The organism is Lactobacillus juensis, assembly GCF_036246285.1.
GTDB lineage: Bacteria > Bacillota > Bacilli > Lactobacillales > Lactobacillaceae > Lactobacillus > Lactobacillus juensis.
Genome location: NZ_BTTS01000001.1, coordinates 855,234 through 877,644, shown reverse-complemented (window position 1 = coordinate 877,644; position 22,411 = coordinate 855,234). Strand labels below are relative to the sequence as shown.

The 22,411-nt window shown below is 37.3% G+C and carries 19 protein-coding genes, 27 tRNA genes, 1 rRNA gene and 1 riboswitch; of the genes, 45 read left to right on the top strand and 2 right to left on the bottom strand.

Translation table 11 applies throughout. The features are described from left to right. Positions 1 to 8: 8 nt before the first annotated feature. The 37 genes from rrf to AAA926_RS04120 all read left to right on the top strand — a co-directional run bounded on the left by rrf (position 9) and on the right by AAA926_RS04120 (position 14,045). Positions 9 to 125: ribosomal RNA gene (rrf, locus tag AAA926_RS04300) — 5S ribosomal RNA — on the top strand. Between the two features lie 4 nt (positions 126 to 129). Beyond that, positions 130 to 202 (top strand) — tRNA-Val (locus AAA926_RS04295). Positions 203 to 206: 4 nt separating this feature from the next. Further along, positions 207 to 279: transfer RNA gene (locus AAA926_RS04290), tRNA-Lys, on the top strand. 12 nt (positions 280 to 291) lie between these two features. Next, positions 292 to 373, top strand: a tRNA-Leu gene (locus AAA926_RS04285). 32 nt (positions 374 to 405) lie between these two features. After that, positions 406 to 478: transfer RNA gene (locus AAA926_RS04280), tRNA-Thr, on the top strand. Positions 479 to 489: 11 nt separating this feature from the next. Next, positions 490 to 561 (top strand) — tRNA-Gly (locus AAA926_RS04275). Positions 562 to 571: 10 nt separating this feature from the next. Beyond that, a tRNA-Leu gene (locus AAA926_RS04270) sits at positions 572 to 657 on the top strand. A gap of 9 nt (positions 658 to 666) precedes the next feature. Beyond that, positions 667 to 740: transfer RNA gene (locus tag AAA926_RS04265), tRNA-Arg, on the top strand. A gap of 6 nt (positions 741 to 746) precedes the next feature. Next, positions 747 to 820: transfer RNA gene (locus tag AAA926_RS04260), tRNA-Pro, on the top strand. Positions 821 to 850: 30 nt separating this feature from the next. Continuing rightward, positions 851 to 924, top strand: a tRNA-Met gene (locus AAA926_RS04255). A 13-nt stretch (positions 925 to 937) separates the two neighbouring features. Then, positions 938 to 1,011 (top strand) — tRNA-Ile (locus AAA926_RS04250). A gap of 39 nt (positions 1,012 to 1,050) precedes the next feature. After that, positions 1,051 to 1,124 (top strand) — tRNA-Met (locus AAA926_RS04245). 3 nt (positions 1,125 to 1,127) lie between these two features. After that, positions 1,128 to 1,201, top strand: a tRNA-Asp gene (locus AAA926_RS04240). A 6-nt stretch (positions 1,202 to 1,207) separates the two neighbouring features. Beyond that, positions 1,208 to 1,280 (top strand) — tRNA-Phe (locus AAA926_RS04235). 13 nt (positions 1,281 to 1,293) lie between these two features. Next, a tRNA-Gly gene (locus AAA926_RS04230) sits at positions 1,294 to 1,364 on the top strand. Positions 1,365 to 1,369: 5 nt separating this feature from the next. Beyond that, a tRNA-Ile gene (locus AAA926_RS04225) sits at positions 1,370 to 1,443 on the top strand. Between the two features lie 4 nt (positions 1,444 to 1,447). Further along, positions 1,448 to 1,537, top strand: a tRNA-Ser gene (locus tag AAA926_RS04220). A 355-nt stretch (positions 1,538 to 1,892) separates the two neighbouring features. Further along, positions 1,893 to 1,964 (top strand) — tRNA-Glu (locus AAA926_RS04215). Positions 1,965 to 1,990: 26 nt separating this feature from the next. Next, positions 1,991 to 2,077, top strand: a tRNA-Ser gene (locus tag AAA926_RS04210). A gap of 10 nt (positions 2,078 to 2,087) precedes the next feature. Then, positions 2,088 to 2,161, top strand: a tRNA-Met gene (locus AAA926_RS04205). A gap of 3 nt (positions 2,162 to 2,164) precedes the next feature. Next, positions 2,165 to 2,238: transfer RNA gene (locus tag AAA926_RS04200), tRNA-Asp, on the top strand. Between the two features lie 6 nt (positions 2,239 to 2,244). Next, positions 2,245 to 2,317 (top strand) — tRNA-Phe (locus AAA926_RS04195). Between the two features lie 7 nt (positions 2,318 to 2,324). Beyond that, positions 2,325 to 2,406 (top strand) — tRNA-Tyr (locus AAA926_RS04190). 4 nt (positions 2,407 to 2,410) lie between these two features. Further along, positions 2,411 to 2,481 (top strand) — tRNA-Trp (locus tag AAA926_RS04185). Between the two features lie 12 nt (positions 2,482 to 2,493). Then, a tRNA-His gene (locus tag AAA926_RS04180) sits at positions 2,494 to 2,566 on the top strand. A gap of 7 nt (positions 2,567 to 2,573) precedes the next feature. Further along, positions 2,574 to 2,645: transfer RNA gene (locus AAA926_RS04175), tRNA-Gln, on the top strand. Positions 2,646 to 2,667: 22 nt separating this feature from the next. After that, a tRNA-Cys gene (locus AAA926_RS04170) sits at positions 2,668 to 2,738 on the top strand. A gap of 41 nt (positions 2,739 to 2,779) precedes the next feature. Beyond that, a tRNA-Leu gene (locus tag AAA926_RS04165) sits at positions 2,780 to 2,864 on the top strand. 108 nt (positions 2,865 to 2,972) lie between these two features. Then, on the top strand, positions 2,973 to 4,145 hold the full coding sequence (locus AAA926_RS04160; RefSeq protein WP_198180964.1) for a glycosyltransferase family 4 protein: 1,173 nt from the start codon (positions 2,973 to 2,975) through the stop codon (positions 4,143 to 4,145). Beyond that, a complete protein-coding gene (locus AAA926_RS04155; protein ID WP_198180963.1) occupies positions 4,138 to 5,181 on the top strand; it encodes a glycosyltransferase family 4 protein in 1,044 nt (347 codons plus the stop codon). The genes AAA926_RS04160 and AAA926_RS04155 overlap by 8 nt, the downstream gene beginning before the upstream one ends. Beyond that, positions 5,181 to 6,206 (top strand): lysylphosphatidylglycerol synthase transmembrane domain-containing protein, encoded by a 1,026-nt coding sequence (locus AAA926_RS04150; protein WP_198180962.1) that lies wholly within the window; start codon positions 5,181 to 5,183, stop codon positions 6,204 to 6,206. Before AAA926_RS04155 ends, AAA926_RS04150 begins: the two co-directional genes overlap by 1 nt. Before the next feature lie 69 nt (positions 6,207 to 6,275). Next, positions 6,276 to 8,336, top strand: coding sequence for an LTA synthase family protein (locus AAA926_RS04145; protein WP_198180961.1), 2,061 nt, complete (start codon positions 6,276 to 6,278; stop codon positions 8,334 to 8,336). Positions 8,337 to 8,404: 68 nt separating this feature from the next. Next, complete coding sequence (secG, locus tag AAA926_RS04140; protein WP_034977075.1) at positions 8,405 to 8,638, top strand: preprotein translocase subunit SecG; 234 nt, start codon at positions 8,405 to 8,407, stop codon at positions 8,636 to 8,638. 72 nt (positions 8,639 to 8,710) lie between these two features. Next, positions 8,711 to 11,035: a ribonuclease R gene (rnr, locus tag AAA926_RS04135; protein WP_198180960.1), complete on the top strand. Its 2,325-nt coding sequence runs from the start codon at positions 8,711 to 8,713 to the stop codon at positions 11,033 to 11,035. Between the two features lie 9 nt (positions 11,036 to 11,044). Beyond that, on the top strand, positions 11,045 to 11,503 hold the full coding sequence (smpB, locus tag AAA926_RS04130; protein ID WP_045927674.1) for an SsrA-binding protein SmpB: 459 nt from the start codon (positions 11,045 to 11,047) through the stop codon (positions 11,501 to 11,503). Between the two features lie 446 nt (positions 11,504 to 11,949). Continuing rightward, a complete protein-coding gene (locus AAA926_RS04125; protein ID WP_198180959.1) occupies positions 11,950 to 12,606 on the top strand; it encodes a nitroreductase in 657 nt (218 codons plus the stop codon). A 95-nt stretch (positions 12,607 to 12,701) separates the two neighbouring features. Then, on the top strand, positions 12,702 to 14,045 hold the full coding sequence (locus AAA926_RS04120) for a hemolysin family protein (protein WP_198180958.1): 1,344 nt from the start codon (positions 12,702 to 12,704) through the stop codon (positions 14,043 to 14,045). 40 nt (positions 14,046 to 14,085) lie between these two features. On the opposite strand, the gene hpt is transcribed toward AAA926_RS04120, so the two are convergent. After that, a complete protein-coding gene (hpt, locus tag AAA926_RS04115) occupies positions 14,086 to 14,655 on the bottom strand; it encodes a hypoxanthine phosphoribosyltransferase (protein WP_198180957.1) in 570 nt (189 codons plus the stop codon). A 238-nt stretch (positions 14,656 to 14,893) separates the two neighbouring features. Here hpt and AAA926_RS04110 point away from each other — a divergent pair, with 238 nt between their 5' ends. Both AAA926_RS04110 and AAA926_RS04105 read left to right on the top strand, forming a co-directional pair. Then, complete coding sequence (locus AAA926_RS04110; protein WP_198180956.1) at positions 14,894 to 15,976, top strand: M42 family metallopeptidase; 1,083 nt, start codon at positions 14,894 to 14,896, stop codon at positions 15,974 to 15,976. A 67-nt stretch (positions 15,977 to 16,043) separates the two neighbouring features. Next, positions 16,044 to 16,133: riboswitch (TPP riboswitch) on the top strand. 42 nt (positions 16,134 to 16,175) lie between these two features. Further along, entirely contained in the window at positions 16,176 to 16,754 is a 579-nt protein-coding gene (locus tag AAA926_RS04105) for an ECF transporter S component (RefSeq protein ID WP_198180955.1), read from the top strand. 81 nt (positions 16,755 to 16,835) lie between these two features. On the opposite strand, the gene udk is transcribed toward AAA926_RS04105, so the two are convergent. Further along, entirely contained in the window at positions 16,836 to 17,477 is a 642-nt protein-coding gene (gene udk, locus AAA926_RS04100; RefSeq protein ID WP_198180954.1) for a uridine kinase, read from the bottom strand. A gap of 288 nt (positions 17,478 to 17,765) precedes the next feature. Here udk and AAA926_RS04095 point away from each other — a divergent pair, with 288 nt between their 5' ends. The 6 genes from AAA926_RS04095 to AAA926_RS04070 are packed head-to-tail and all read left to right on the top strand — an operon-like array spanning position 17,766 to position 22,394. Continuing rightward, on the top strand, positions 17,766 to 18,485 hold the full coding sequence (locus tag AAA926_RS04095) for a GntR family transcriptional regulator (protein WP_198180953.1): 720 nt from the start codon (positions 17,766 to 17,768) through the stop codon (positions 18,483 to 18,485). A 2-nt stretch (positions 18,486 to 18,487) separates the two neighbouring features. Further along, entirely contained in the window at positions 18,488 to 19,177 is a 690-nt protein-coding gene (locus tag AAA926_RS04090) for a GntR family transcriptional regulator (RefSeq protein ID WP_198180952.1), read from the top strand. A gap of 14 nt (positions 19,178 to 19,191) precedes the next feature. Continuing rightward, positions 19,192 to 19,662: a PTS sugar transporter subunit IIB gene (locus AAA926_RS04085; RefSeq protein WP_198180951.1), complete on the top strand. Its 471-nt coding sequence runs from the start codon at positions 19,192 to 19,194 to the stop codon at positions 19,660 to 19,662. A 13-nt stretch (positions 19,663 to 19,675) separates the two neighbouring features. Beyond that, positions 19,676 to 20,506, top strand: coding sequence for a PTS mannose/fructose/sorbose/N-acetylgalactosamine transporter subunit IIC (locus tag AAA926_RS04080; protein WP_198180950.1), 831 nt, complete (start codon positions 19,676 to 19,678; stop codon positions 20,504 to 20,506). Next, positions 20,487 to 21,311 carry a PTS system mannose/fructose/sorbose family transporter subunit IID gene (locus AAA926_RS04075; RefSeq protein WP_109585973.1) on the top strand — a complete coding sequence of 275 codons (825 nt, stop codon included), beginning with the start codon at positions 20,487 to 20,489 and terminating at the stop codon, positions 21,309 to 21,311. Before AAA926_RS04080 ends, AAA926_RS04075 begins: the two co-directional genes overlap by 20 nt. A 15-nt stretch (positions 21,312 to 21,326) precedes the next feature. Next, complete coding sequence (locus tag AAA926_RS04070; RefSeq protein ID WP_198180949.1) at positions 21,327 to 22,394, top strand: SIS domain-containing protein; 1,068 nt, start codon at positions 21,327 to 21,329, stop codon at positions 22,392 to 22,394. The last annotated feature ends 17 nt before the right edge of the window (positions 22,395 to 22,411 follow it).

Here is a 22,411-nt window from a genome sequence, read left to right as displayed (position 1 = left end):
AGAAAAAGTACGGTGGCAAGAGCAAGAAGGAAACACCTGTAACCATGCCGAACACAGCAGTTAAGCTTCTTCACGCCGAGAGTAGTTGGTGGGAGACTGCCTGCGAGGGTAGGACGCTGCCGTGCTTATGGAGGATTAGCTCAGCTGGGAGAGCATCTGCCTTACAAGCAGGAGGTCACAGGTTCGAGCCCTGTATCCTCCATTCCGAGTCGTTAGCTCAGTTGGTAGAGCATCTGACTTTTAATCAGAGGGTCGACGGTTCAAGCCCGTCACGACTCATGGCCCCATTTTGCGGGTGTGGCGGAATTGGCAGACGCGCTAGATTTAGGTTCTAGTGTTTTCGGACGTGTGGGTTCAAGTCCCACCACCCGTATTCGCCAATAATATATACCATATTTACATTTTGCCGATTTAGCTCAGTTGGTAGAGCATCTGTCTTGTAAACAGGGGGTCGTACGTTCAAATCGTATAATCGGCATTACATATTATGCGGAAGTAGTTCAGTGGTAGAACATCACCTTGCCATGGTGGGGGTCGCGGGTTCGAATCCCGTCTTCCGCTTTCATTACTTGCCGGGGTGGCGGAATTGGCAGACGCACGGGACTTAAAATCCCGCGGTTGGTTTCAACCGTACCGGTTCGACTCCGGTCCTCGGCATTTAGTGATGCGCCCTTAGCGCAACTGGATAGAGTGTCTGACTACGAATCAGAAGGTTGAAGGTTCAAATCCTTCAGGGCGCATAATAACGGGAAGTGGCTCAGTTTGGTAGAGCACCTGGTTTGGGACCAGGGGGTCGCAGGTTCGAATCCTGTCTTCCCGATTGTAATCTTTGTAAAATGGTTACATTATTGGCGGTGTAGCTCAGCTGGCTAGAGCGTCCGGTTCATACCCGGGAGGTCGAGGGTTCGATCCCCCCCGCCGCTATTTCCCAGAGCTTGGACCTTTAGCTCAGTTGGTTAGAGCAGACGGCTCATAACCGTCCTGTCGTAGGTTCGAGTCCTACAAGGTCCATAAAGTATGGAGTTTGTTTGTACTTTTATATTTTAAAATCGCGGGATGGAGCAGTCTGGTAGCTCGTCGGGCTCATAACCCGAAGGTCGGTGGTCCAAATCCACCTCCCGCAATATGGTCCATTGGAGCAGTGGTTTATCTCGTCTCCCTGTCACGGAGAAGATCATCAGTTCAAATCTGATATGGACCGTAGGATGGCTCGGTAGCTCAGTCGGTAGAGCAAAGGATTGAAGCTCCTTGTGTCGGCGGTTCGATTCCGTCCCGCGCCATTTATTTATTAGTGCGGGTATGGTTTAGTGGTAAAACGAAAGCCTTCCAAGCTTTAGTCGCGAGTCCGATTCTCGTTACCCGCTTTTTGGGGCCTATAGCTCAGCTGGTTAGAGCGCACGCCTGATAAGCGTGAGGTCGATGGTTCAAGTCCATTTAGGCCCATTGTGGAGACTTACTCAAGTGGCTGAAGAGGCGCCCTTGCTAAGGGTGTAGATCGGGTTATTCTGGTGCGAGAGTTCGAATCTCTCAGTCTCCGCTTATATAATTAAAAAGACCGTTAGAATTTAATCTGCGGTCCTTTTTAATTGGTAGAGTTGGCTTTAATTGACTTGCTAATTCTTTCAAAAGAGGATGATACAACCTTTTTCACGATATAATGTAAAAATACTGTGATTGCTGGAAAAAGTATTTTTAGCTGGCAACCACACGAAAAAAGTTCAACTTTTTGCACAAAAGTCTTGCATGATGAACCATAATCCTGTATTATTAATAACGTTGTGATTCAGCAACTTAACAGGATTTGTTAGGTTAAACAAATAAAAAACAGTTGACTTTTTACAATAAGTTAGGTATCATAATTAAGCGTCTTATGGCGTAGGAACGATAAATATGACCCGTTGGTCAAGTGGTTAAGACATCGCCCTTTCACGGCGGTAACATGGGTTCAAATCCCGTACGGGTCATTACCATTCTTGGTATATTTACATTTGGAGGATTACCCAAGTGGCTTAAGGGGACGGTTTTGAAAACCGTTAGACGGTCTTGCCGTGCGTGGGTTCAAATCCCACATCCTCCTTTATTAAAATCGCGGGATGGAGCAGTCTGGTAGCTCGTCGGGCTCATAACCCGAAGGTCGGTGGTCCAAATCCACCTCCCGCAATATGGTCCATTGGAGCAGTGGTTTATCTCGTCTCCCTGTCACGGAGAAGATCATCAGTTCAAATCTGATATGGACCGTAGGATGGCTCGGTAGCTCAGTCGGTAGAGCAAAGGATTGAAGCTCCTTGTGTCGGCGGTTCGATTCCGTCCCGCGCCATCAGCCTGGAGGAGTAGCGAAGTGGCTAAACGCGGCGGTCTGTAAAACCGCTCTCTCTGAGTTCGGCGGTTCGAATCCACCCTCCTCCATAATAGGGATATCGTATAAAGGTAGTACATCGGTCTCCAAAACCGCTAGTGTGGGTTCAATTCCTACTATCCCTGTTTACCTTCATGGCGGAATTGGTGAAGGGGTTAACACACCGGTTTGTGGATCCGGCATACATGGGTTCGAATCCCATATTCCGCCCTAGCATTGGGATATAGCCAAGCGGTAAGGCACTAGACTTTGACTCTATTATGCGCTGGTTCGAATCCAGCTATCCCAATCTATTTTAATAAAAATTCGATGGCGGTGTAGCCAAGTGGTAAGGCAGAGGTCTGCAAAACCTTAATCGTCGGTTCAAATCCGATCCCCGCCTTTATCGGTTCACTCATTGAACTGTAAATTAAAACATATTATGGCGGTGTGGCGGAATTGGCAGACGCGCCAGACTCAAAATCTGGTGTCCGTTTAGGACGTATCGGTTCGACCCCGATCACCGCTATTACTAAGCAGCCCTCATACGAGGGCTGCTTTTGTATTGTAAGTTTTTTTATAAAAATTGCACAAGTTATGTGTAATCTTTATAATACCTTTTATGGAGGTATTTAAGATGAATATAGGTATCTTTACCGATTCATATTTTCCACAATTAAGTGGTGTAGCAACATCAATTAAAACCTTAAAAGATGCTCTTGAGGAGCAAGGTCATAATGTTTTTATTTTTACTACTACCGATCCTCATATAAAAAAAGGAACAGTTGAGGCTAACATATTCCGTTTCAGCAGTGTTCCCTTTATTTCGTTTACTGATAGACGCGTTGCGTTTAGAGGCTTTTTTGAAGCTACAAAGGTTGCTCGTGAAGTTAAATTGGATATTGTTCATACCCAAACTGAGTTTGCTTTGGGTATGATAGGGAAGTATGTTGCCCACCAATTGAAAATTCCGGCAATACATACTTATCATACAATGTATGAAGATTACCTGCACTACGTTTTAAATGGACATTTGCTTAGACCATATCATGTTAAGCAATTTACCAATGCTTACTTAAAAAATATGGATGGCGTTATTGCACCTAGTAAGCGCGTAGAGGCTCTTTTGAAGCGTTATAAGGTAAATATACCTATGAGGGTTATTCCAACTGGAGTGGATATAAATAGCTTAAATAAGCCAGAAACAGTTGATGTTCGCAAAGAGTTAGACATACCAGACGAGGTCCCGGTATTATTAACTTTGAGTAGAGTTGCAGAAGAAAAGAAGATAGATCGCATCCTAAATGCAATGCCGGAAATTCTTGATGAGTTTCCTCAAACACGTCTAGTGATTGCTGGAGATGGACCAGATATGGAAGTTTTGCAAGAGCAGGTGGAACGATTAACATTGGAAGATAGTGTAATATTTACTGGAGATATACCCCATGATGATGTTGGCTCCTATTATAAAATGGCAGACCTGTTTGTTTCAGCTAGTGATACTGAAACTCAAGGTTTGACGTATATTGAAGCCTTAGCTTCAGGTACGAAATGTGTCGTTTATGATACTGACTATACTGAACATGTTTTTGATGATGAAGAATTTGGCAAAGTCTTTAACGGCCCTGGTGAAATGCTCAATGAAATATTATTCTATTTAAGAAAAGGGAGAAAAAGCATTCAGCCTGATAAATTGTCTGCAAAAATGGAACAAATTTCTGCTCAAAAATTTGCTAGTTCAGTTTATCAATTTTATCAAGATACAATTTCAGATTCGCAAAAGGATCTTCAAGAGGAGACAAATGATTAGAATTAATATGTTTTCACAAGCTGCCTCGGTAAAAGGGCAGGGAGTCGGATCTGTATATACAGAGCTGATAAGATTACTTAGAACACACTTGGTTGACAAATTTTATGTCACTAATAACAGATATGGTAAAAGCGATCTAACACATTATCATACAGTGAACCCAACTTATTTTGCTAATAGTTTTTCACCGGCACGAGGACGCAAAATTGGTTATGTTCACTTTTTGCCGGAAACGCTTGAAGGATCGGTTAAATTGCCATCATTGGCAAAAAATATTTTTTATAAGTATGTAATTGATTTTTATAAACGGATGGATGAGATCGTAGTTGTTAATCCGATTTTTATTGATAAGTTAGTTAAATATGGTATTAAGCGTGAAAATGTGAAGTATATTCCCAACTTTGTATCTAAGAATGAGTTTTATTCAGAAAGTCAGGAAAAAAAGAATTCATTTAGGCATCAATTAGGTATTCCACTTAATAAATTTGTGGTTTTCGGTGATGGTCAAGTACAGGCTCGTAAAGGCGTTGATGACTTTGCCAAATTAGCTAAGGCAAATCCTGAGATGCAATTTATCTGGGCCGGAGGCTTTTCTTTTGGCAAAATAACTGATGGTTATGATCATTTTAAAAAACTGGTCGAAAATCCACCACAAAATCTTAAATTTACGGGAATCATTGATCGGCAGAAATTAGTTGATTACCTCAACATTGCAGATCTATTTGTTTTGCCATCTTATGATGAGTTATTTCCTATGTCTGTTTTGGAAGCCTTTAGTTGCGCTACCCCAGTTTTGTTGCGTGATCTCGATTTATATCAGGCAATAATCAGTGGGTATTACATGAAGGGCAGTAATTTCACTGAAATGAATCAGCAATTGCGGGTAGCAGCGCAAGATCCGGCCATTTTAAATAAATACAGCCAGTTATCCGATGAAGCCAGTGAAAAATATTCTGAAGATAATTTAGCCCACATATGGGATGATTTTTATCAAGAGCAATATGAAATTGGTCGTAACTTGGGACAAATTCGCTAATGAATAAAAAACACTTGTGGGGCGTTGCCATAGTTCTTGTAATAAGTGGCATAGTTTTATATGTTGACTTAAGATCAACTCCGATTGCACAATTGGAGCAAGCAGCTCGCAATATTAACTTGATTGGGTTAGTCGCTGTTTTTGGTTTAATGCTTCTTTCTTATGTTTTTGAAGCCAGCATTTTGGCAGTTCTTACCAAGCGCAAAAATGAACCTAGCCGTTCAAAATGGTCTTTTTTTAGAATTCCCTTGATTCAAGCGCTTTTTAATGCCATCACTCCTATGTCAACTGGTGGACAGCCTTCACAATTAGCTGCTATGGTTCAAATGGGAATAGAAGGCGGTCGGGCAACATCCTTACTACTGATGAAGTTTATTATTTATCAAATTGTAGTTTTTTTAGCTTACGTCACTACAATTATTACCGGCTTTCATATGGTAGCAACCAAGTTTGCAGGACTAGCTGTTTTCATTGCAATCGGCTTTTTAATTCATGTCGGCTCTATTGCTTTTTTGCTGGCAATTTTGTTTGCCTATAATTGGACTAAAAATGCTGCCAACTGGATAATGAACTTACTAGCAAAATTTATTAATCAAAAGCGGGTCGATATATGGCGTAAAAACACGCTTGATAAAATTGAAACATTTTATGAGGAAAGCCAAAAGCTAAAAAGGGAAAAAAAGAAATTGCTAGTGTGTGTGGTACTCACTGTATTGCAACTGTTGTGCTTTTATTCCATTCCCTATATGACATTGGTCACTTTAAATGTTTCTGCTGACTGGGCAAGCGTAACTCAAATGAACATTATGATTATCATGTTCATGGCGATTATACCTATTCCCGGAGCATCAGGTGGGGCAGAATATAGCTTTCAAACTTTATTTTCTACCTTTATTTCATCTAATGGTACCTTAATCGTAGGGATGTTCTTGTGGCGCTTTGTCACGTATTTTTTCGGTATGATTTTAGGAATCTTTGCTTGGATTTTTAAACCGCAAAAATTGCTCAGCCCACAGAATGATTAATTTTTATTAAAATCCCTGCACTTAACAGCAGTTAAGGGTAAGATATAGGCTTAGTGAGAGGAGAATAAGATGACACGTATCAAGTCTTTTCTGCAATGGCTGACCCAAACCAAACTAGGCTTTTTTACTATTATTTTAGTGACTTTCTGGTTGAAGACATACTTAATTTATCTAACCAAGTTTAATCTGGGTGCCGAAGGTGCAATGCAGAATTTTCTGTTATTTTTAAATCCTTTGCCTTCAGGACTACTTTTGCTGGGAATTGGTCTTTTCTTTAAGGGCAGAAAATCATACTGGATCATGATTGCAATTGATTTTCTGCTCAGCTTGTGGTTATTTGCCAATATCCTTTATTATCGCGAGTTTTCAAATTTTTTGTCTTTGTCTATTATTAAAACTTCAGGCTCGACTGCTGATAACTTGGGTAAAAGCATTGTAGGAATAACTCGGGTAACAGATTTTTTAGCCTTTATGGACATAGCGCTAATCATCTTTTTAATGGTTAGTAAAGTCGTTAAATATGATTTACGCCCGTTAAAGTTAAGATTTAATCTTCTGCTTGAAGGTATTGCTGTTCTGCTTATTGGCATTAATTTGTTGATGGCTCAAAAGGACCGCTCAGGTTTGTTAACCAGAACTTTTGACAACAGTTATATTGTTAAATATTTGGGTATGAATGAATATGCGGTATATGATGCTTTTAAAACAGCTCAAACAAGTGAGCAAATGGCCAAAGCTAATGTTTCTGACTTGCAATCGGTTAAAAAGTATTTAAAGGTTAATTACGTTAAACCAAATAGTGCTTATACGGGTGTTGCCAAGGGCAAAAATGTTATGGTCATACATCTTGAAAGCTTTCAGCAATTTTTGATTGGGTACAAGTGGAAGGGCAAGGGGGTCACTCCTAATTTAAATAAACTGTATCACGCCAAAAATACGCTTAGCTTCTCCAATTTTTATAATCAAGTTGGCCAAGGCAAAACTTCGGATGCCGAAATGATGCTGGAAAATTCTCTTTTTGGTTTACAATCAGGTTCAGCAATGTCTAGTTATGGCACTTCAAATACGTTTGAAAGCGCTCCTGCAATATTAAAACAGCAGGGTGGATATACTACTGCCGTTATGCATGGTGGAGCCGGGTCTTTTTGGAATCGTAATAATGCCTACAAGCAATTTGGCTATGAGTATTTTATGCCGCTTTCTTATTATCAAAATAAACCTAAGTATTACATAGGTTATGGCTTAAAAGACAAAATTTTTTTCTCGCAATCAATTAAGTATATTGAACGCTTGCCGCAACCTTTTTATCTTAAATTAATTACTGTAACTAATCATTATCCCTATGATTTGGATAAGAAAAATCAATCAATTGACAAAACTGACACTGGTGATGAAACGGTCGATGGTTATGTCCAAACGGCTCATTATTTAGATCAAGCCGTAGGACAATTAATGCGGTGGATGAAAAAAACTGGTTTAGATAAAAATACACTACTTGTTTTTTATGGTGATCATTATGGTATTTCCGGCAACCACCATAAGGCAAGTGCAGAACTTCTTGATCAGGATGAATTTACTAATTTTGATAACCTGAAATTTCAGCGTGTTCCCTTAATGTTTCATATGAAGGGGTTAAAAGGCGGCATTAAAAACACTTATGGTGGAGAAATTGACGTGTTGCCAACCTTGTTAAATTTACTGGGAATTACGAACAAGGGCACTATACAATTTGGTCATGATTTATTAAGTAACAAAGCACCACAAATTGTTGCCCAGCGAAATGGTGATTTTATAACACCGCTATATGCGAAAGTAGGCAGTACCTATTATGATACTAAGACAGGTGAAGAAATAATTAAGCCAGACAAAAAATTAAAGACTGAGCTGGTGGCAATTTCAAACAAGGTTACCACGCAGCTTTCCTTATCTGATCGCGTTATAGCGGGTAATCTTCTACGTTTTTATCATCCAAAGTGGTTTAAAAAGGTTAAGCCACAAGATTATGATTATAATGAGCAAAAAGCTTTAAAGAATTTATATGCAAAAAATAAAACTTCTTTATGGTATAAAAATCATCAAAAATCAACGCAAAATAAATTTAAAACCGATGCACCTGAACTCGAAAAATAAAACTCGAAATTAAATCTATTTTGTGCTAAAATTTACCAGTAACGTATTTGTATATTGGAGGCAGCGCATTGTACAATTTATTTATGACGCTACTAATTATTGTTTCAATCTTAATCGTTATTGCGACAATGATGCAGCCGCAAAAGCAGCAAGATGCATTGAATGCACTCTCTGGCGGTGCAGTTTTTAGTGGTCAAACGAAGAAACGTGGTTTTGAGGCATTTATGGAAAAAGTAACATCTGTTTTACTGGTGCTCTTTTTCGCTTTTGCTATTGTATTAGCTTATTTGTCTTCAAAATAACTAATGGTTCCTCCCGATCAAGTGATGGGAGGACTTTTTTTATCTTTTTACTAACGAAACGGAGTTAAGTGCATGGCACAAAACGAGAATATCCTAGCCAATGTTTTAGAGATTTTTCGTCACAATCCTAAAAAACAATATCAAGTTGAACAAATTGATCGTATATTACGCCGAGACAGACTTGGCAGTTTTTCAGATATGGTCAAAGCATTATCCTATTTGGAACAGGAAAAGAAAATAATTACTGATGGCAATGGTCGATATCAATTAGCTGAAGAAAATACCGAAGTGGAAGGCATTTTTAAGGCTAACAGCAAGGGCTTTGGCTTCGTCAAACTCGAGGACGAAGATGCTGATGATATTTTTATTGCTCGCGATTATACAGCATATGCCGTGGATGGTGATCGTGTTAAGGTCAAAATCACTGCTGGTGGTAATCCATGGAATGGTAAGGGGCCTGAAGGACAAGTAGAAGAAATTCTCGAACGTGGCACGAAAACACTTGTTGGTGAATTTCATTCAATGACTGATGCTCAAATAAAAACCAGTCATTTTATTGGTTATGTTCTCAGCTCAAATAAAAAACTGGCAAACTATCGCGTTTATATTAGTCAGGACAGTTTGCATCCACAAAAACAAGATATTGTCAAAGTATCGCTTGCTAACTATCCTGACAAAGATAATCCAGATTCGATGACAGGTGTTGTTACCAATATTATAGGCAACAAAAATTTACCAGGCGTCGATATTATGGCTATTGTGTCTGAACATGATGTTCGTACAGAATGGTCTGAAGCTGCACTTGAGCAGTCTAATGCCATTCCTGATCACGTGACAGAGGCAGAAATGGCGAATCGTGAGGACATTAGGGAGCAACCCGCAGTTACCATTGACGGGGATGATTCTAAAGACTTCGATGATGCCGTGGTTTTATGGAAACTTCCTAACGGTAACTATCATTTAGGGGTTCATATTGCTGATGTGGCTCACTACGTGACAGAAAACTCTCCGTTGGATAAGGAAGCTTTTACCAGGGGTAATAGTACATATCTTGTTGATCGTGTTATTCCCATGTTGCCCTTTAGATTATCTAACGGCATCTGCTCTTTAAACGAAGGGCAAGATCGTCTTGTTTTGTCTTGTGAAATGGAAATTTCTCCTGAAGGAAAACGGGTTGATTATCGTATTCACCCCTCTGTTATGAGATCACACGGCAGAATGACTTATAACAATGTCAACAAGGTCTTAGATCCAGATAATCATGAAAAGCTTGAAGACAAATACGTTAAGTTGGCACCTATGTTGCAAGATATGGCTGAACTACATAACGTGTTATATCAGCAAAGACATCAGCGTGGTGCAATAGATTTTGAAGAACCAGAAGCAAAAATTATTGTCGACGACCAAGGTAAACCCACAGATATTGTGTTACACAATCGTGGAATAGCTGAAAAAATGATTGAATCATTTATGTTGATGGCAAATGAAACTGTGGCTGAAGACTTTTATCGCAAACACGTTCCGTTTCTATATCGTGTGCACGAAACTCCAGATGGTGAACGCATTAAAGGCTTCTTTGAATTTTGCAGTGCTTTTGGATTGCATATTACCGCTGATCCTAATCACGTTAAGCCAATTGATTTACAAAAAGTTGTGGCTAAAACAACTGATACGCCTGAAGAAGCAGTAGTTCAAATGATGATGCTGCGTAGTTTAAAGCAGGCACATTATTCAGAAGAACCACTGGGACACTTTGGCTTAGCAGCTAAGTTTTATACTCATTTTACTTCACCAATAAGGCGCTATTCCGATTTAATGGTGCATAGAATGATTCACGCCTATAGTGAAAAGGGTATTAATCAAAAAGTACAGGATCATTTTGCCAGCTATTTACCTGAAGTTGCAGATCAGACTTCAACTCAGGAACGTGTATCTGTTGATACTGAAAGAGAAGTAAATGACTTAAAGATGACAGAATATATGGCGGATAAAGTTGGAGAACACTTTGATGCTGTTGTTTCTTCTGTGACTAGTTTTGGAATGTTTATCCAGTTGCCCAATACAGTTGAAGGCTTAATTCATATTTCAAATTTGACGGATGATTTCTACAGTTATAATGAAAAAAGCATGACCCTGACTGGACGCGGTACTCATAAACAATATCATGTGGGGATGCCTCTTAAAGTAACCCTTACGAATGCTAACGTTGAGCAGCATCAGCTTGACTTTGAAATTTATGATCCTAATGCACCTAAGAGGTCTCATAATAATCGTGGTACGAAAAACGAAAGACGCGGTAATCGGGGCTTTCGCAACGATCACGCACATAAGGGTCACTACCGCAACAATTTTCAAAAAAATGGTAATCATCCACATTTAAGTAGATATAAACATTAGGTTAGAAAATTGAAAAAAGAAAAAAATGAAAATTTAATTGCTCAAAATAAAAAAGCACATCATGATTATTTCATTAAAGAAACTTATGAAGCAGGTATTGCTTTAACGGGCACGGAAATAAAATCAGTGAGAGCACGCCGTATTAATTTACGCGATGGCTATGTACAAATTATTAACGGCTCTGCTTTTCTTGAAAATGTCCACATCAGCGAATATAAGCAAGGTAATCGCTATAACCATGAACCACTTCGTTCAAGAAGGTTGCTTTTACATAAAAAGGAACTGGCAAGACTTGCTAAGGACCAGTCTGCACGTGGAATTGCAATTATTCCTTTGAAGGTCTATCTGAAACATGGTTTTGCCAAAGTTCTTATTGGTGTTGGTCAAGGAAAGAAAAAATATGATAAGCGGGAGGCAATTAAGAAACGGGATCAAGAACGAGAAATACGCAGACAATATAAAATATAAAGGGGCGGTTTAATTTGTTTTATAGTTAAACTGTTTTTTAATTTTGCATATGTTTAAAACTGAACAAATTATAAATATCTATTTTAAAAACCTCCGTATATAATTTAATAATACTGATTTAACCAGGAAAATAATAAAAGTAACTTTGTGATTTATACACAAAGTTGCAAATAAATTAATCTTTCTTTATAAATTTTTTTGTTATCTTTGCCAAATACCTTTGCAATATTGCGTATAATTTATTAATATTATTAATGTGTATATGACTGATTTTATTAGATAGTAATGCTTCAATTTGTAACTTTAGTAGAAGTGTAAACAAGTGAGTATTAAAAAGATAGAGTATTTTTGATTATTTCTACCTGTATTTGAAATTCTAGAGAAATTTGTTTTAAAAAGTAGAGTGTTTCATATATTCTCTTTAATATGTAAGGATTTGAATCAGAATGGAATTTAATAAAGTTTATAACCATGAACGAGTAACTCGCAAGTTTACTAGTAGAAAAGTTAACGAAAAATTACTTGCTAAGATTATTCAAAGGGCACAGTTATCTCCGTCATTACTTAACTCACAGCCTTGGAAGGTTTATATGTTAACTGGTAATGCGCTTTCTGGTCTAAAAAAAGAAGTGAAAACTCAAATTGATAACAATGTTGAGCCTCACGAAGATTTTGTCAAAATGTTGTCACTCAATTGGGATTCATATCCTAGTCAAAATATGGCTGCTGTTGGGGCTTCCCAGCCTTATTTTTTTAATAACAAAATGGAACTATTCTCGGAATCAAATAACAATATGTTCAATGCTCAGGATGTCGCTTTCCTTACGATCCCAAGAACCTCTCCAGCTTGGTCAGTTTATGATTTAGGGATTTTTTCACAAAGTATCATGTTGCTTGCGCTTAATGAGGGACTAGCAATTATGCCTGCGCATTCAATGGTATCTTATCCTGAGCTGGTACGTAAGTATTGTAAAATACCAGAGGATGAACTTGTGGGTATGGCAATTGCGCTTGGTTACCAGGATAATGCAGCAGAAGTCAATGATCCCAAGTTTTATCCTGATCGTTTACCGTTTAAGAAAATTTATAAATTAGTTAAATAAGTATGTAATCTAATTAAAATAAAGCGCTATTAATGATAAAATGTTAAATGAGGGAATTTAATTTAAACGATAAACTAATAAAGGTGATATAAATTTTGAGTACGGCCCAAATAGTTACTAATTTAATAGCAACTTTAGTTATATTTGTTTTTGCAGCTTTCTTTGTGGCTGCAGAATTTGCTTTAGTTCAAACTAGGCCCAGCCAACTTGAAGATATGCTGTCAAATAAAATTGGCAACCAGCGCAAAGTTAAGCGCGCTTTGCATATGACTCATAATTTAAATGAGTATCTTTCTACCACACAGGTTGGGACTACCTTAGTTGGTGTAGTCTTGGGTTGGTTTTCAGCTGATACTTTAGCTGCGATATTTGAAAGAATGTTTAATTTAGTTGATCTTAACCATTCTGTCATTCGCTCTATCAGTGCAATCTTAGGCGTTATTCTTCTAACTTATTTAGAAGTTGTGGTTACAGAGATTGTGCCCAAAAATATTGCAATTGACATGCCCGTGAAGATTTTGCTAAAAATAGTGACACCTTTACAGTTATTTCATACTTTGGTTTATCCTTTCGTTTGGTTACTTAATGCTAGTTCAAATGGTTTACTGAAAATGTTAGGCTTTGAGCCGGCTGATGAGGAAAATCAGGTTTATTCTCAATCAGAAATCATTAAATTATCACGTAAAGCTGTTCATGGGGGTTCACTTGATAAAAACGACCTGACCTATATGAAACGTGCTTTTGAACTGAATGACAAAATAGCTAAAGACATTATGACTGATAGAACACGGCTAGTAGTTATTAATTCAACTGAAACAATTAAGCAAGCTCTTAAAATGTATTTAGATGAAGGTTCAAGCCGAATTCCAGTTGTGCGCGAAAACAATAAAGATGATGTTGTTGGCTATATCTATGCTTTTGATGTTATTCAGCAGAGTCAGATTGACGAAAATGTACCAGTTACGCGTATTATTAGAACGATGATTACTGTACCTGAATCGATGCCAATTCAAGATATTCTTCAATTAATGATTAAGAAGCATACGCCAATTGTCCTTGTTGTGGATGAATACGGTGGTACCAGCGGAATAGTTACTGATAAGGATATTTATGAAGAATTATTTGGTACTGTCAAAGATGAAATTGATGATGTTTCTGATGATTATATAATTAAAGACAAGCAAGGTAATATTCATGTATCAGGCAAAACGACTTTATATGATTTTGCCCGCTATTTTAAAAAGGATTTAAAAAGTTTCCAGGATAGTGACATTATTACAATTGGTGGCTACATGATGGAACATTATCCAGATTTAAAAAAAGGTGAAAAAGTTGAGTTAGAAGGATTTGAATTCAAACTTGACGATATAGAGCAGGGATTTATGCGCTGGTTTATAGTTAAAGCTGTAGATAAAGAAAAAAAGGTGTCTAAAGAATGATAGACACTTGAAAAGGAGTTGTCCAAGAGACAACTCCTTTTTATTTATTATTAACTAATTTAATAATTTCAGGTTTTAACACACCAATATATTTTAAGTTGCGGTAAAAATTCATAAAATCAAGTCCGTAGCCCACTACAAATTCATTTCCGACTTTTGAACCAAAGTACTCAATATCAACATCTACTTTACGATTTGCTTCTTTGTTAAGCAGAACGCAGCATTTAACGCTTTTGGCGCCACGCTTTTTAAGCAATTCTTTCATAAAATCTAGAGTTAATCCAGTATCAACAATATCTTCAACAATTAAAACATCACGATCTTTAACATCGGTTGCTAAATCAGAAACGAGCTTAACTTTGCCAGAAGACTCCATTTCGTTGCCATAACTAGAAACGTCCAGGAAATCAATTTCAGCTTTAACATCCATTTCTCTGACTAAATCGGTTAAAAAGAAGATGGCACCTTTAAGAGCCCCAACAATTAAAGGCTTTTTACCAGCATAATCTGTAGTAAGCTGCTTTCCTAACTTGACACACATCTGATGAATGTCATCTTCACTAAACAATTTATGATCAATAATATTATTAATATTGTCGTTTTTTGGCATTTATCTACCCTTCATTTAAAACAATTATAATTCCTAATATTTTCGATTATATCATTTTTTGAGCAAAAAAACAGATTATTTTAGACTATTTTATGTTATTAAGGTGTAAATTACGTACAAAAAGTATATATATTACCAAAAGCAGTAAGATTATTTACGAACCTACTTATTTTTTAAACTTGTAATGCAAGTTTTTGGTAAAATTGAAGAATAAGATATTTAAGTGAAAGGTATACAAATGGATAAACAACAAGAAATAAAAATGCTCAAAGATTTTTCCGACGCCAATTCTACCTCAGGTTTTGAAGAGGAATTTGTTAAATTGTTTACTGAAACAGTGCGTGATTTTGCTAATGTCAAAGTTGATGGCATGCTCAATGTATATGCAGCTAAGAAAGAAAATAAAAAAGATCAACCGGTAATTCAATTAGATGCTCATTCTGACTCTGTTGGCTTTATTACACAGGCTGTTCGGCCTAATGGAATGATTAAATTCGTACCATTGGGTGGCTGGGTCAAGTACAATATCCCTGCTTTACGCGTCAAAATAAAAAATCGTGCAGGGGAGTATGTGCCTGGAGTAGTTGCAACTAAACCCCCGCACTTTATGACAGCAGCTGAAAAAAATAATGTACCAGATGTAGCCGATATGTCTATTGATGTTGGCTCCGGTTCTCGAGCTGAAACTATTAATGACTATCAAATTGATACTGGCTGTCCAATTTTTGTTGATGTCAAATGTGAATACAACGACAAAAGTGGCTTATTCTTTGGCAAAGATTTTGATGATCGTTTTGGCGCAGCTGCTATGGCAGATGTCCTAGACAATTTAAAGGGCGAACAATGCGATTTTAACGTTGTGGCTGCACTTTCAAGTCAGGAAGAAGTTGGTTTGCGGGGTGCATATGTTACAGCTAGAGCCGTAAAACCTGATTTAGCTATCGTTTTGGAATCATGTCCTGCTGATGATACCTTTACTCCAGAATGGCTATCACAAACAGGGTTAAAGCGAGGACCAATGCTCCGTGACATGGATACTTCCTTTTTGCCTAATCCTAAATTCCAGCAATATGCCTGTGATTTAGCTGATAAGAATCATATACCATATACTCGTTCGGTTCGTACTGGTGGTGGCCAGGATGGTGCTGCCATATATTATGAAAACGGAGCACCTACTATTGTGATTGGCATCCCAGTGCGTTATGAACATTCGCCGTATTGCTTTAGCGCTTATTCTGACTTTAAAGCATCCGTAGATCTGACACTTGCTATTATTCGTGATCTTACTAAAGATAAGTTAGTGAGTTTTAGTCAGTTTTAAAAATAATTGTTCTTTTGAATAATGCAGAAAAACTAGTTAAAATGTGATATACTAGTAAAAAATGAATATCAGTCACTAGGGGTGCCAAATAGCTGAGAAATACCCTCTGAACCTGAACGGGACAATACCTGCGTTAGGGAAGTGTTAAATTTAGTTACAAAAGATGCTCCTAATGACTTATAAAGTTAGGAGTATTTTTATGTTTACAAGATCTTCAAAATGGAATGTGAAGTCAATTATTTTAATTGCACTGATTGGTATCATTATGGGTGTAATTTATACCTATGGTTTTAACTGGGCTTTTAATTTAGTTAAGATGCTCTTGGTACCCACAGGTTTTGCGCCGGTAACAGACACTGTGTTTTCTGGCTTATGGCTTATGGCGGGACCACTGGCAATGTACTTTGTTCCCACAGCCGGCTCTGGAACAATCGGTGAATTACTTGCTTCTGTCGTTGAAATGGCAATCGGTGGACAGTGGGGAGCTACTACCATTCTTTCAGGAGTCATTCAAGGTGCCACTAATGAAATTGGCTTTTTTCCTAAGAAAGAACGTTACCAAAAATTCACTTGGAAAAGCGTATTAACTGGTGCATTCTTTGCTTCATTTGGCTGTTTTATTCCTTCATATATTTTATATGGTTGGAGTAAATTCAGTATGCAGGTTCAAATTGTGATGTTTATTACTAACATCATTTCTGCTTTAGTTTTCGATGGCGTTTTAGTGAAGTTAATTACTAATTTATTTGACAATGCCTTGAAGCCTAAAGTTGATTAAATACGTAAAAAGGAGTAATGCACTTTGTACTGAACCCCAAAAGTTGTCAAGCTTTTGGGGCTCAGTGCGTTTACTCCTTTTTTATTGCTCTTTTTTACTTAAAATAGAATGAACTTTAGTAGTCAGCATATCAATAGCCACATCATTTTTGCCTCCTTCTGGAACAATGATGTCAGCATAACGCTTAGTCGGTTCAATAAACTGATGATACATTGGCTTAACGGTACTCAGATACTGGTCAATTACAGATTCAATAGAGCGGCCCCTTTCATTTAAGTCCCGTTCTAAACGCCTAATAAAACGAATATCGTCGTCTGTGTCAACGTATACTTTGATATCCATTAAATCGCGAATCTCTTTGTTAGCTAAAACCAGAATTCCTTCAAGGATAATGATATCGGCAGGCTCCTTGTGAATTGTTTTTTGGCTGCGTGTATGCTCCTTGAAATCATAAACAGGCATCTCAATTGGCTTGTATGCCAGTAAATCAAGCAGTTGCTTTTCTAGTAAAGGTACATCAAAGGCATCGGGATGATCATAATTGATCTTCATTCTTTTAGCCATGGGGATACCGGTATTATCTTTATAGTAAGAATCCTGCGTCATAATCAGGACATGTTCGTTTTCTTGCATTTGTGCAACAATTTTTTGAGCAATTGTGGTTTTTCCACTGCCTGAGCCACCAGTAATACCGATCACGACAGGCCTTTCTAGTCTCGACATTATGCCACTCCTTTTTTAATCCTTAAATATTTTACTTTACTTTGCAGTTAATTACCAACAGTTAAGGCAAATTCTACTATTAAAACGCCCTCAAGTAGATAAAGAATGCGAAATAAATAAAAAACCATTGACAAGGTAAGTGGAAGCGATTACTATAAGTCTGGTACCAAAATTAATGAAGATATATTTTTAAATATAAATTGCCTTGATTATAGCCCATTGAAATGGGAAATTTTTAAAAAAAGAAGCAATAAAATAAGATAATGATACCAGAATGAAGAAGATATCATGGAATTTAAAGAAAGAACTGCTGCAGTACAAGTACAAGAGTACTTAGAATTTTTAATTCACTTTAAAAAGGTGAGTGAATTACCCTCCCAACGGGAAATCTCAGAAAAATTGCAAGTTAGTCGTAATGCAGTTAAACATGCTTTAGACAGGCTGAAAAATGAAGGTCAAATACAAGCCAAAGAACGGGCGGGAATAATTTCTAACAAGAAAATTGACATTAATATGCTGGGCATGGACTCAATGACAACTGAACTTAGGAATAAAACTGTCAAAATTAAGCACTTGGCAACTACCATTGAAAAAATGCCTGGGAGATTAAAGGATTTTTTTAATGCACCTGAAGGACAGGTTATCAAAATTGCACGAGTTAGGTTTGTCAAAGATATTCCTTTAACCTATGAAATAACATATTTTAATCAAACAGATTTTACCAAAATGGCTAATATTGATTTTACCAATAAGTCACTTTATGAAGTATTGGAAAAAGAATATCAAATCAGGCCAACCTATGGTAGGGAGAGTATCTGTTGCTTTTTGGCTGATAAAAAAATAGGCAGTCTATTGCGGGTCAAAAAGGGGACTCCCCTTTATCAGGTAAACAGCTTTAATTATCAAGACGATGATCTGCCAATTGAGAGTACTACCCAATATTTATTAGGAAATAAATTTAAATATCATTTTAATGCCAATAATATTTATGATTATCAAGAGGATTAGTTTTGCTTTTTAAAGATATATATGCTGATTTGGCTCAAAGAATCAATAATGGCGGTTATCCGCCCGGCAGCACGCTGCCAAATGAAGCTGAATTGCAAAAAAAATATGATGTTAGTAGAACCACAATTAGAAAGGCTGTTAATAAATTAGTAGCTGAAAATAAAGTTGTGCGTAAAAAAGGAAGTGGTTTATTTGTTGCTCCAATAATTTCAAAACAAAATATTTTGGAAATGACTGGCATTATTAAGCCGTTATATTTGGAGTCATCGGACAAAATAAAATTTAAGGATACTTATCTAAGGCTAGTTGGTTCATATTATGCTGCAGTTTTTAATGTGAGCTCACACGAATTGTTATATGATATCTCTTTTACAGCGGAAATTAAGGGTGAAATTACCTGCGAACATTTACTGTTACTTTTAGATAATTTTCCGGGATTTGATTCAAATTGCTTAAAAGTAATGTCAATAATTGAAGCAGTCAATACCGGTACCCAGAAGCCGGATGATGTTTACCAAGACTTTCAGTTAATTAAAGCAACGGAAGAAATTAGCAAGCAATTTCATATCCAGGAAAAAGATCCTGTGTTTAAAATTACGAACCTGTTTTCAACTAGGCAAGGTAAAATTGTAGCCCTAGAGTACAGACTGCAGGATGCTGTAAAAACAAGGTACTCAATAGATTTTAGTTAATGGAGGAAAGAAAAATGATTAAACTAGTGCGAGTTGACCATCGCTTGGTCCATGGACAAGTGGCTGTTTCCTGGTTTAATAGCTTAGACGTTAATACAATATTTGTAGTAAATGATGATGTTGCTCATGATGATTTTCGCAAGTCGGCCATCAGATTGGCAAAACCAGAAAAGTCAAAGCTAGTAATGAAATCTGTAGCAGACAGTATTAAAGCAATTAATTCGGGTGTAACAGATAAATATAAAATGTTGATCGTAGTGGAATCGGTTGCTGATGCTGTTGAATTAATTAAGGGAACTGGAGACAAAATAACTGGCCTTAATCTTGGTGGCACTAAGCCCAGAGAAGGAACAGCAAACTACTCTAAAACTATTAATTTAACTGCAGAAGAAGCTAATGAATTAGCTCAGTTGCAGCAAAAGGGAGTAGATGTCTGGATTCAGCAGGTGCCAAATGATGAGAAACAAGAATTTCATAAGAAATGATTGGAGGTAAATAATGAATGTATATTTAACCGCAATTATTTTGGCTTTAATTGCGATGATGGGTAATGGTGAATACTTTGTTGGTTCATCCATGCTGTCAAGGCCACTTGTAACCTGTACGCTAACTGGCTTGGTGTTGGGTAACCTGCATCAAGGAATTATTATGGGGGCAACTTTGGAGTTAGCCTTTGTAGGTTCATTTTCTATTGGTGCTGCAATTCCCCCAGAAATAATTTCCGGTAGTGTTTTGGGAACTGCTTTTGCCATCGGAGCGGGGAAGAGCACTGGGGTTGCTTTAACCTTGGGCATTCCCATTGCATCCCTGGTTTTGGTAATCAAAAATTTGTGTTTTATTTTCATATTGCCGTTCTTCGTTCACCGCGCTGATAAATATGCCGAAGAAGCTGATGGTAGCGGTGTAAGTCGGATGAACGTACTGGGCGGCTTTTTCTCAGTTAACTTGCCAATAGGGTTAGTAGTTGGCATTTCTTATGTGCTAGGTAGCCCAGTAATTAAAGCAATTTTAGCCGTTATTCCTCAGTTTATTATTAATGGCTTGGGCATTGCCACAGGACTTTTACCTGCGTATGGTTTTGCTTTGCTGCTTAAGATGATGGTCAACAAGAATAATGTCACTTTCTTTATTATTGGTTTCGCCTTGGCAGTCTATCTCAAAGTATCGGTAACTGGCGTAGCCATTTTCGGCGCATGTTTGGCTCTTATTCTAACTGGCTATTCCGCATTTAAAGGTCAACCGTTAGTAAATACTGCTGCTAATTCTAATGATACAAGTGAAAAAGATTCAGATGATGGAGGCATAGATTATGAAGATGAAGAATTCTAAGTTACTCACCAGAAAAGATTTAATGAAAACATTCTGGCGCTCATTCACGATGGAATGGGCTTGGAATTATGAACGCCAAATGAATCTTGGTTATGCCTACTCCATGGTTCCAGCTTTACGAAAGATCTATGGCAAAAACAAGGAAAAATTAAAAGAAGCCTATAAACGGCACTTGGAATTTTATAATGTTACGCCATGGCTCAGTACTTTTCCTTTAGGTATCTCAATTGCAATGGAGGAGCAAAACGAACTTGATCCTGATTTTGATGCAGCTTCAATCAATAACATTAAAGTTGCACTAATGGGTCCTTTGAGTGGTATCGGTGATTCATTCTTTTGGGGTACGTTAAGGGTTATTGCCACGGGAATTGGTACTTCTCTAGCAATGCAAGGAAATATTTTAGGACCAATTTTGTTCTTATTGATTTTTAATATTCCAGCTATTATCACTAGATACTACGGTTTGTTTATTGGCTACAATATCGGTTCATCATTTATTGATAAAGTGCAAAAGACTGGGTTAATGGATAAATTAACCTATGGTGCTTCTGTTTTAGGACTTGCTGTTGTCGGAGCTATGGTTGCAACCATGGTAACGTTGAAAATGCCTTTGAAAATTGGTAGTGGTGCTGAAGCGACTACTGTTCAAAAAATTTGTGATGGCATTGTTCCCGGTATTTTACCATTACTATTCACATTCTTTATTTTCTGGCTTGATAAAAAAGGCTGGAAATCACAATATATTTTGTTACTGATAGCAGCAATCGGAATATTTGGTGCCTGGTCAGGATTGCTGGGTCAATAATTTAAGGAGACTCTTGTGAAAAGTATAGAAGATTATGTCCACTTAGAACCAAAATACTATGAAGCAGTTTTGCAAAATTATGAGGACTTGTTTGCTAAGCAGATAGGTCAAATAAATAATAATATTACTAATGTTGTTATTTATGCAACTGGTTCCAGTTCTAATGCTGCATATGGTGCATTGCCATTCATGAGCAATATTTTAAAAATGCCGGTAAAAATTGAAGAGCCGTCTATAGCTGAAAATTATTTGCTTCATGTTGAGCAAAATTCTTTATGTATTGCGATATCTCAAGGCGGTCACAGCTACTCTGTAGTAAAAATTATTAAGCGATTACAAGATGCCGGTAATACAGTTTTTGCTTTAACAAGTGAGCTTGACAGTCCAGTTGGAAAAGCTTGCCATCACGTTTTAGATATGGGAATGCCAGTTGAAGAAATGCCTTATGTTAGTGCTGGCTATAGCGTAGAAATTTTAGATTTAATGTTATTAGCAATGTTAATTGCAGAAAAAACAGGCAAACTTTCGTCTGTCGAATTTACACAAATTTTAGCTGAAATAAAAAGTATAGTTCAGAAGATGCCTGAAGTAATTAATTGTGCAAGTAGTTGGGTTGAAAATAACATTAGTAAATTTGCCACCGCGAAGAGATTAGTCTTTATCGGTTACGGCGCAGCTTATGGCGTCAGCCGCGAAGGTGAAACCAAGACGACAGAAGCGGTTCGCATTAATGCTTGGGGAAAAGAACTGGAAGAATACATGCACGGTCCTTATCTGGGGTTGAACGCGGATGACTTTATCATTTGTTTAGACCCGTTGGGAAAATTACATGACAGAATGGCGCTTTTAAAGCAGTTCTTAAATAAGCATGTTAAAAATGTCTACACGATATATGCAGGTGAAGATGAAAGTGAAACAGCTGACGGCCTTAGTCTAGGTATTACAACAAGCGAACTTTTGGCTTCTTTATTTATGACTGTACCCGTTCACTTGCTGGCTTATAAGTTATCACAAGTGAAGAAGATAGATTTGCAACATTCTGCGTACCCTGATTTTGATGAAATAACGGCTTCAAAAATATAGAATAATTTTAAAAAAAG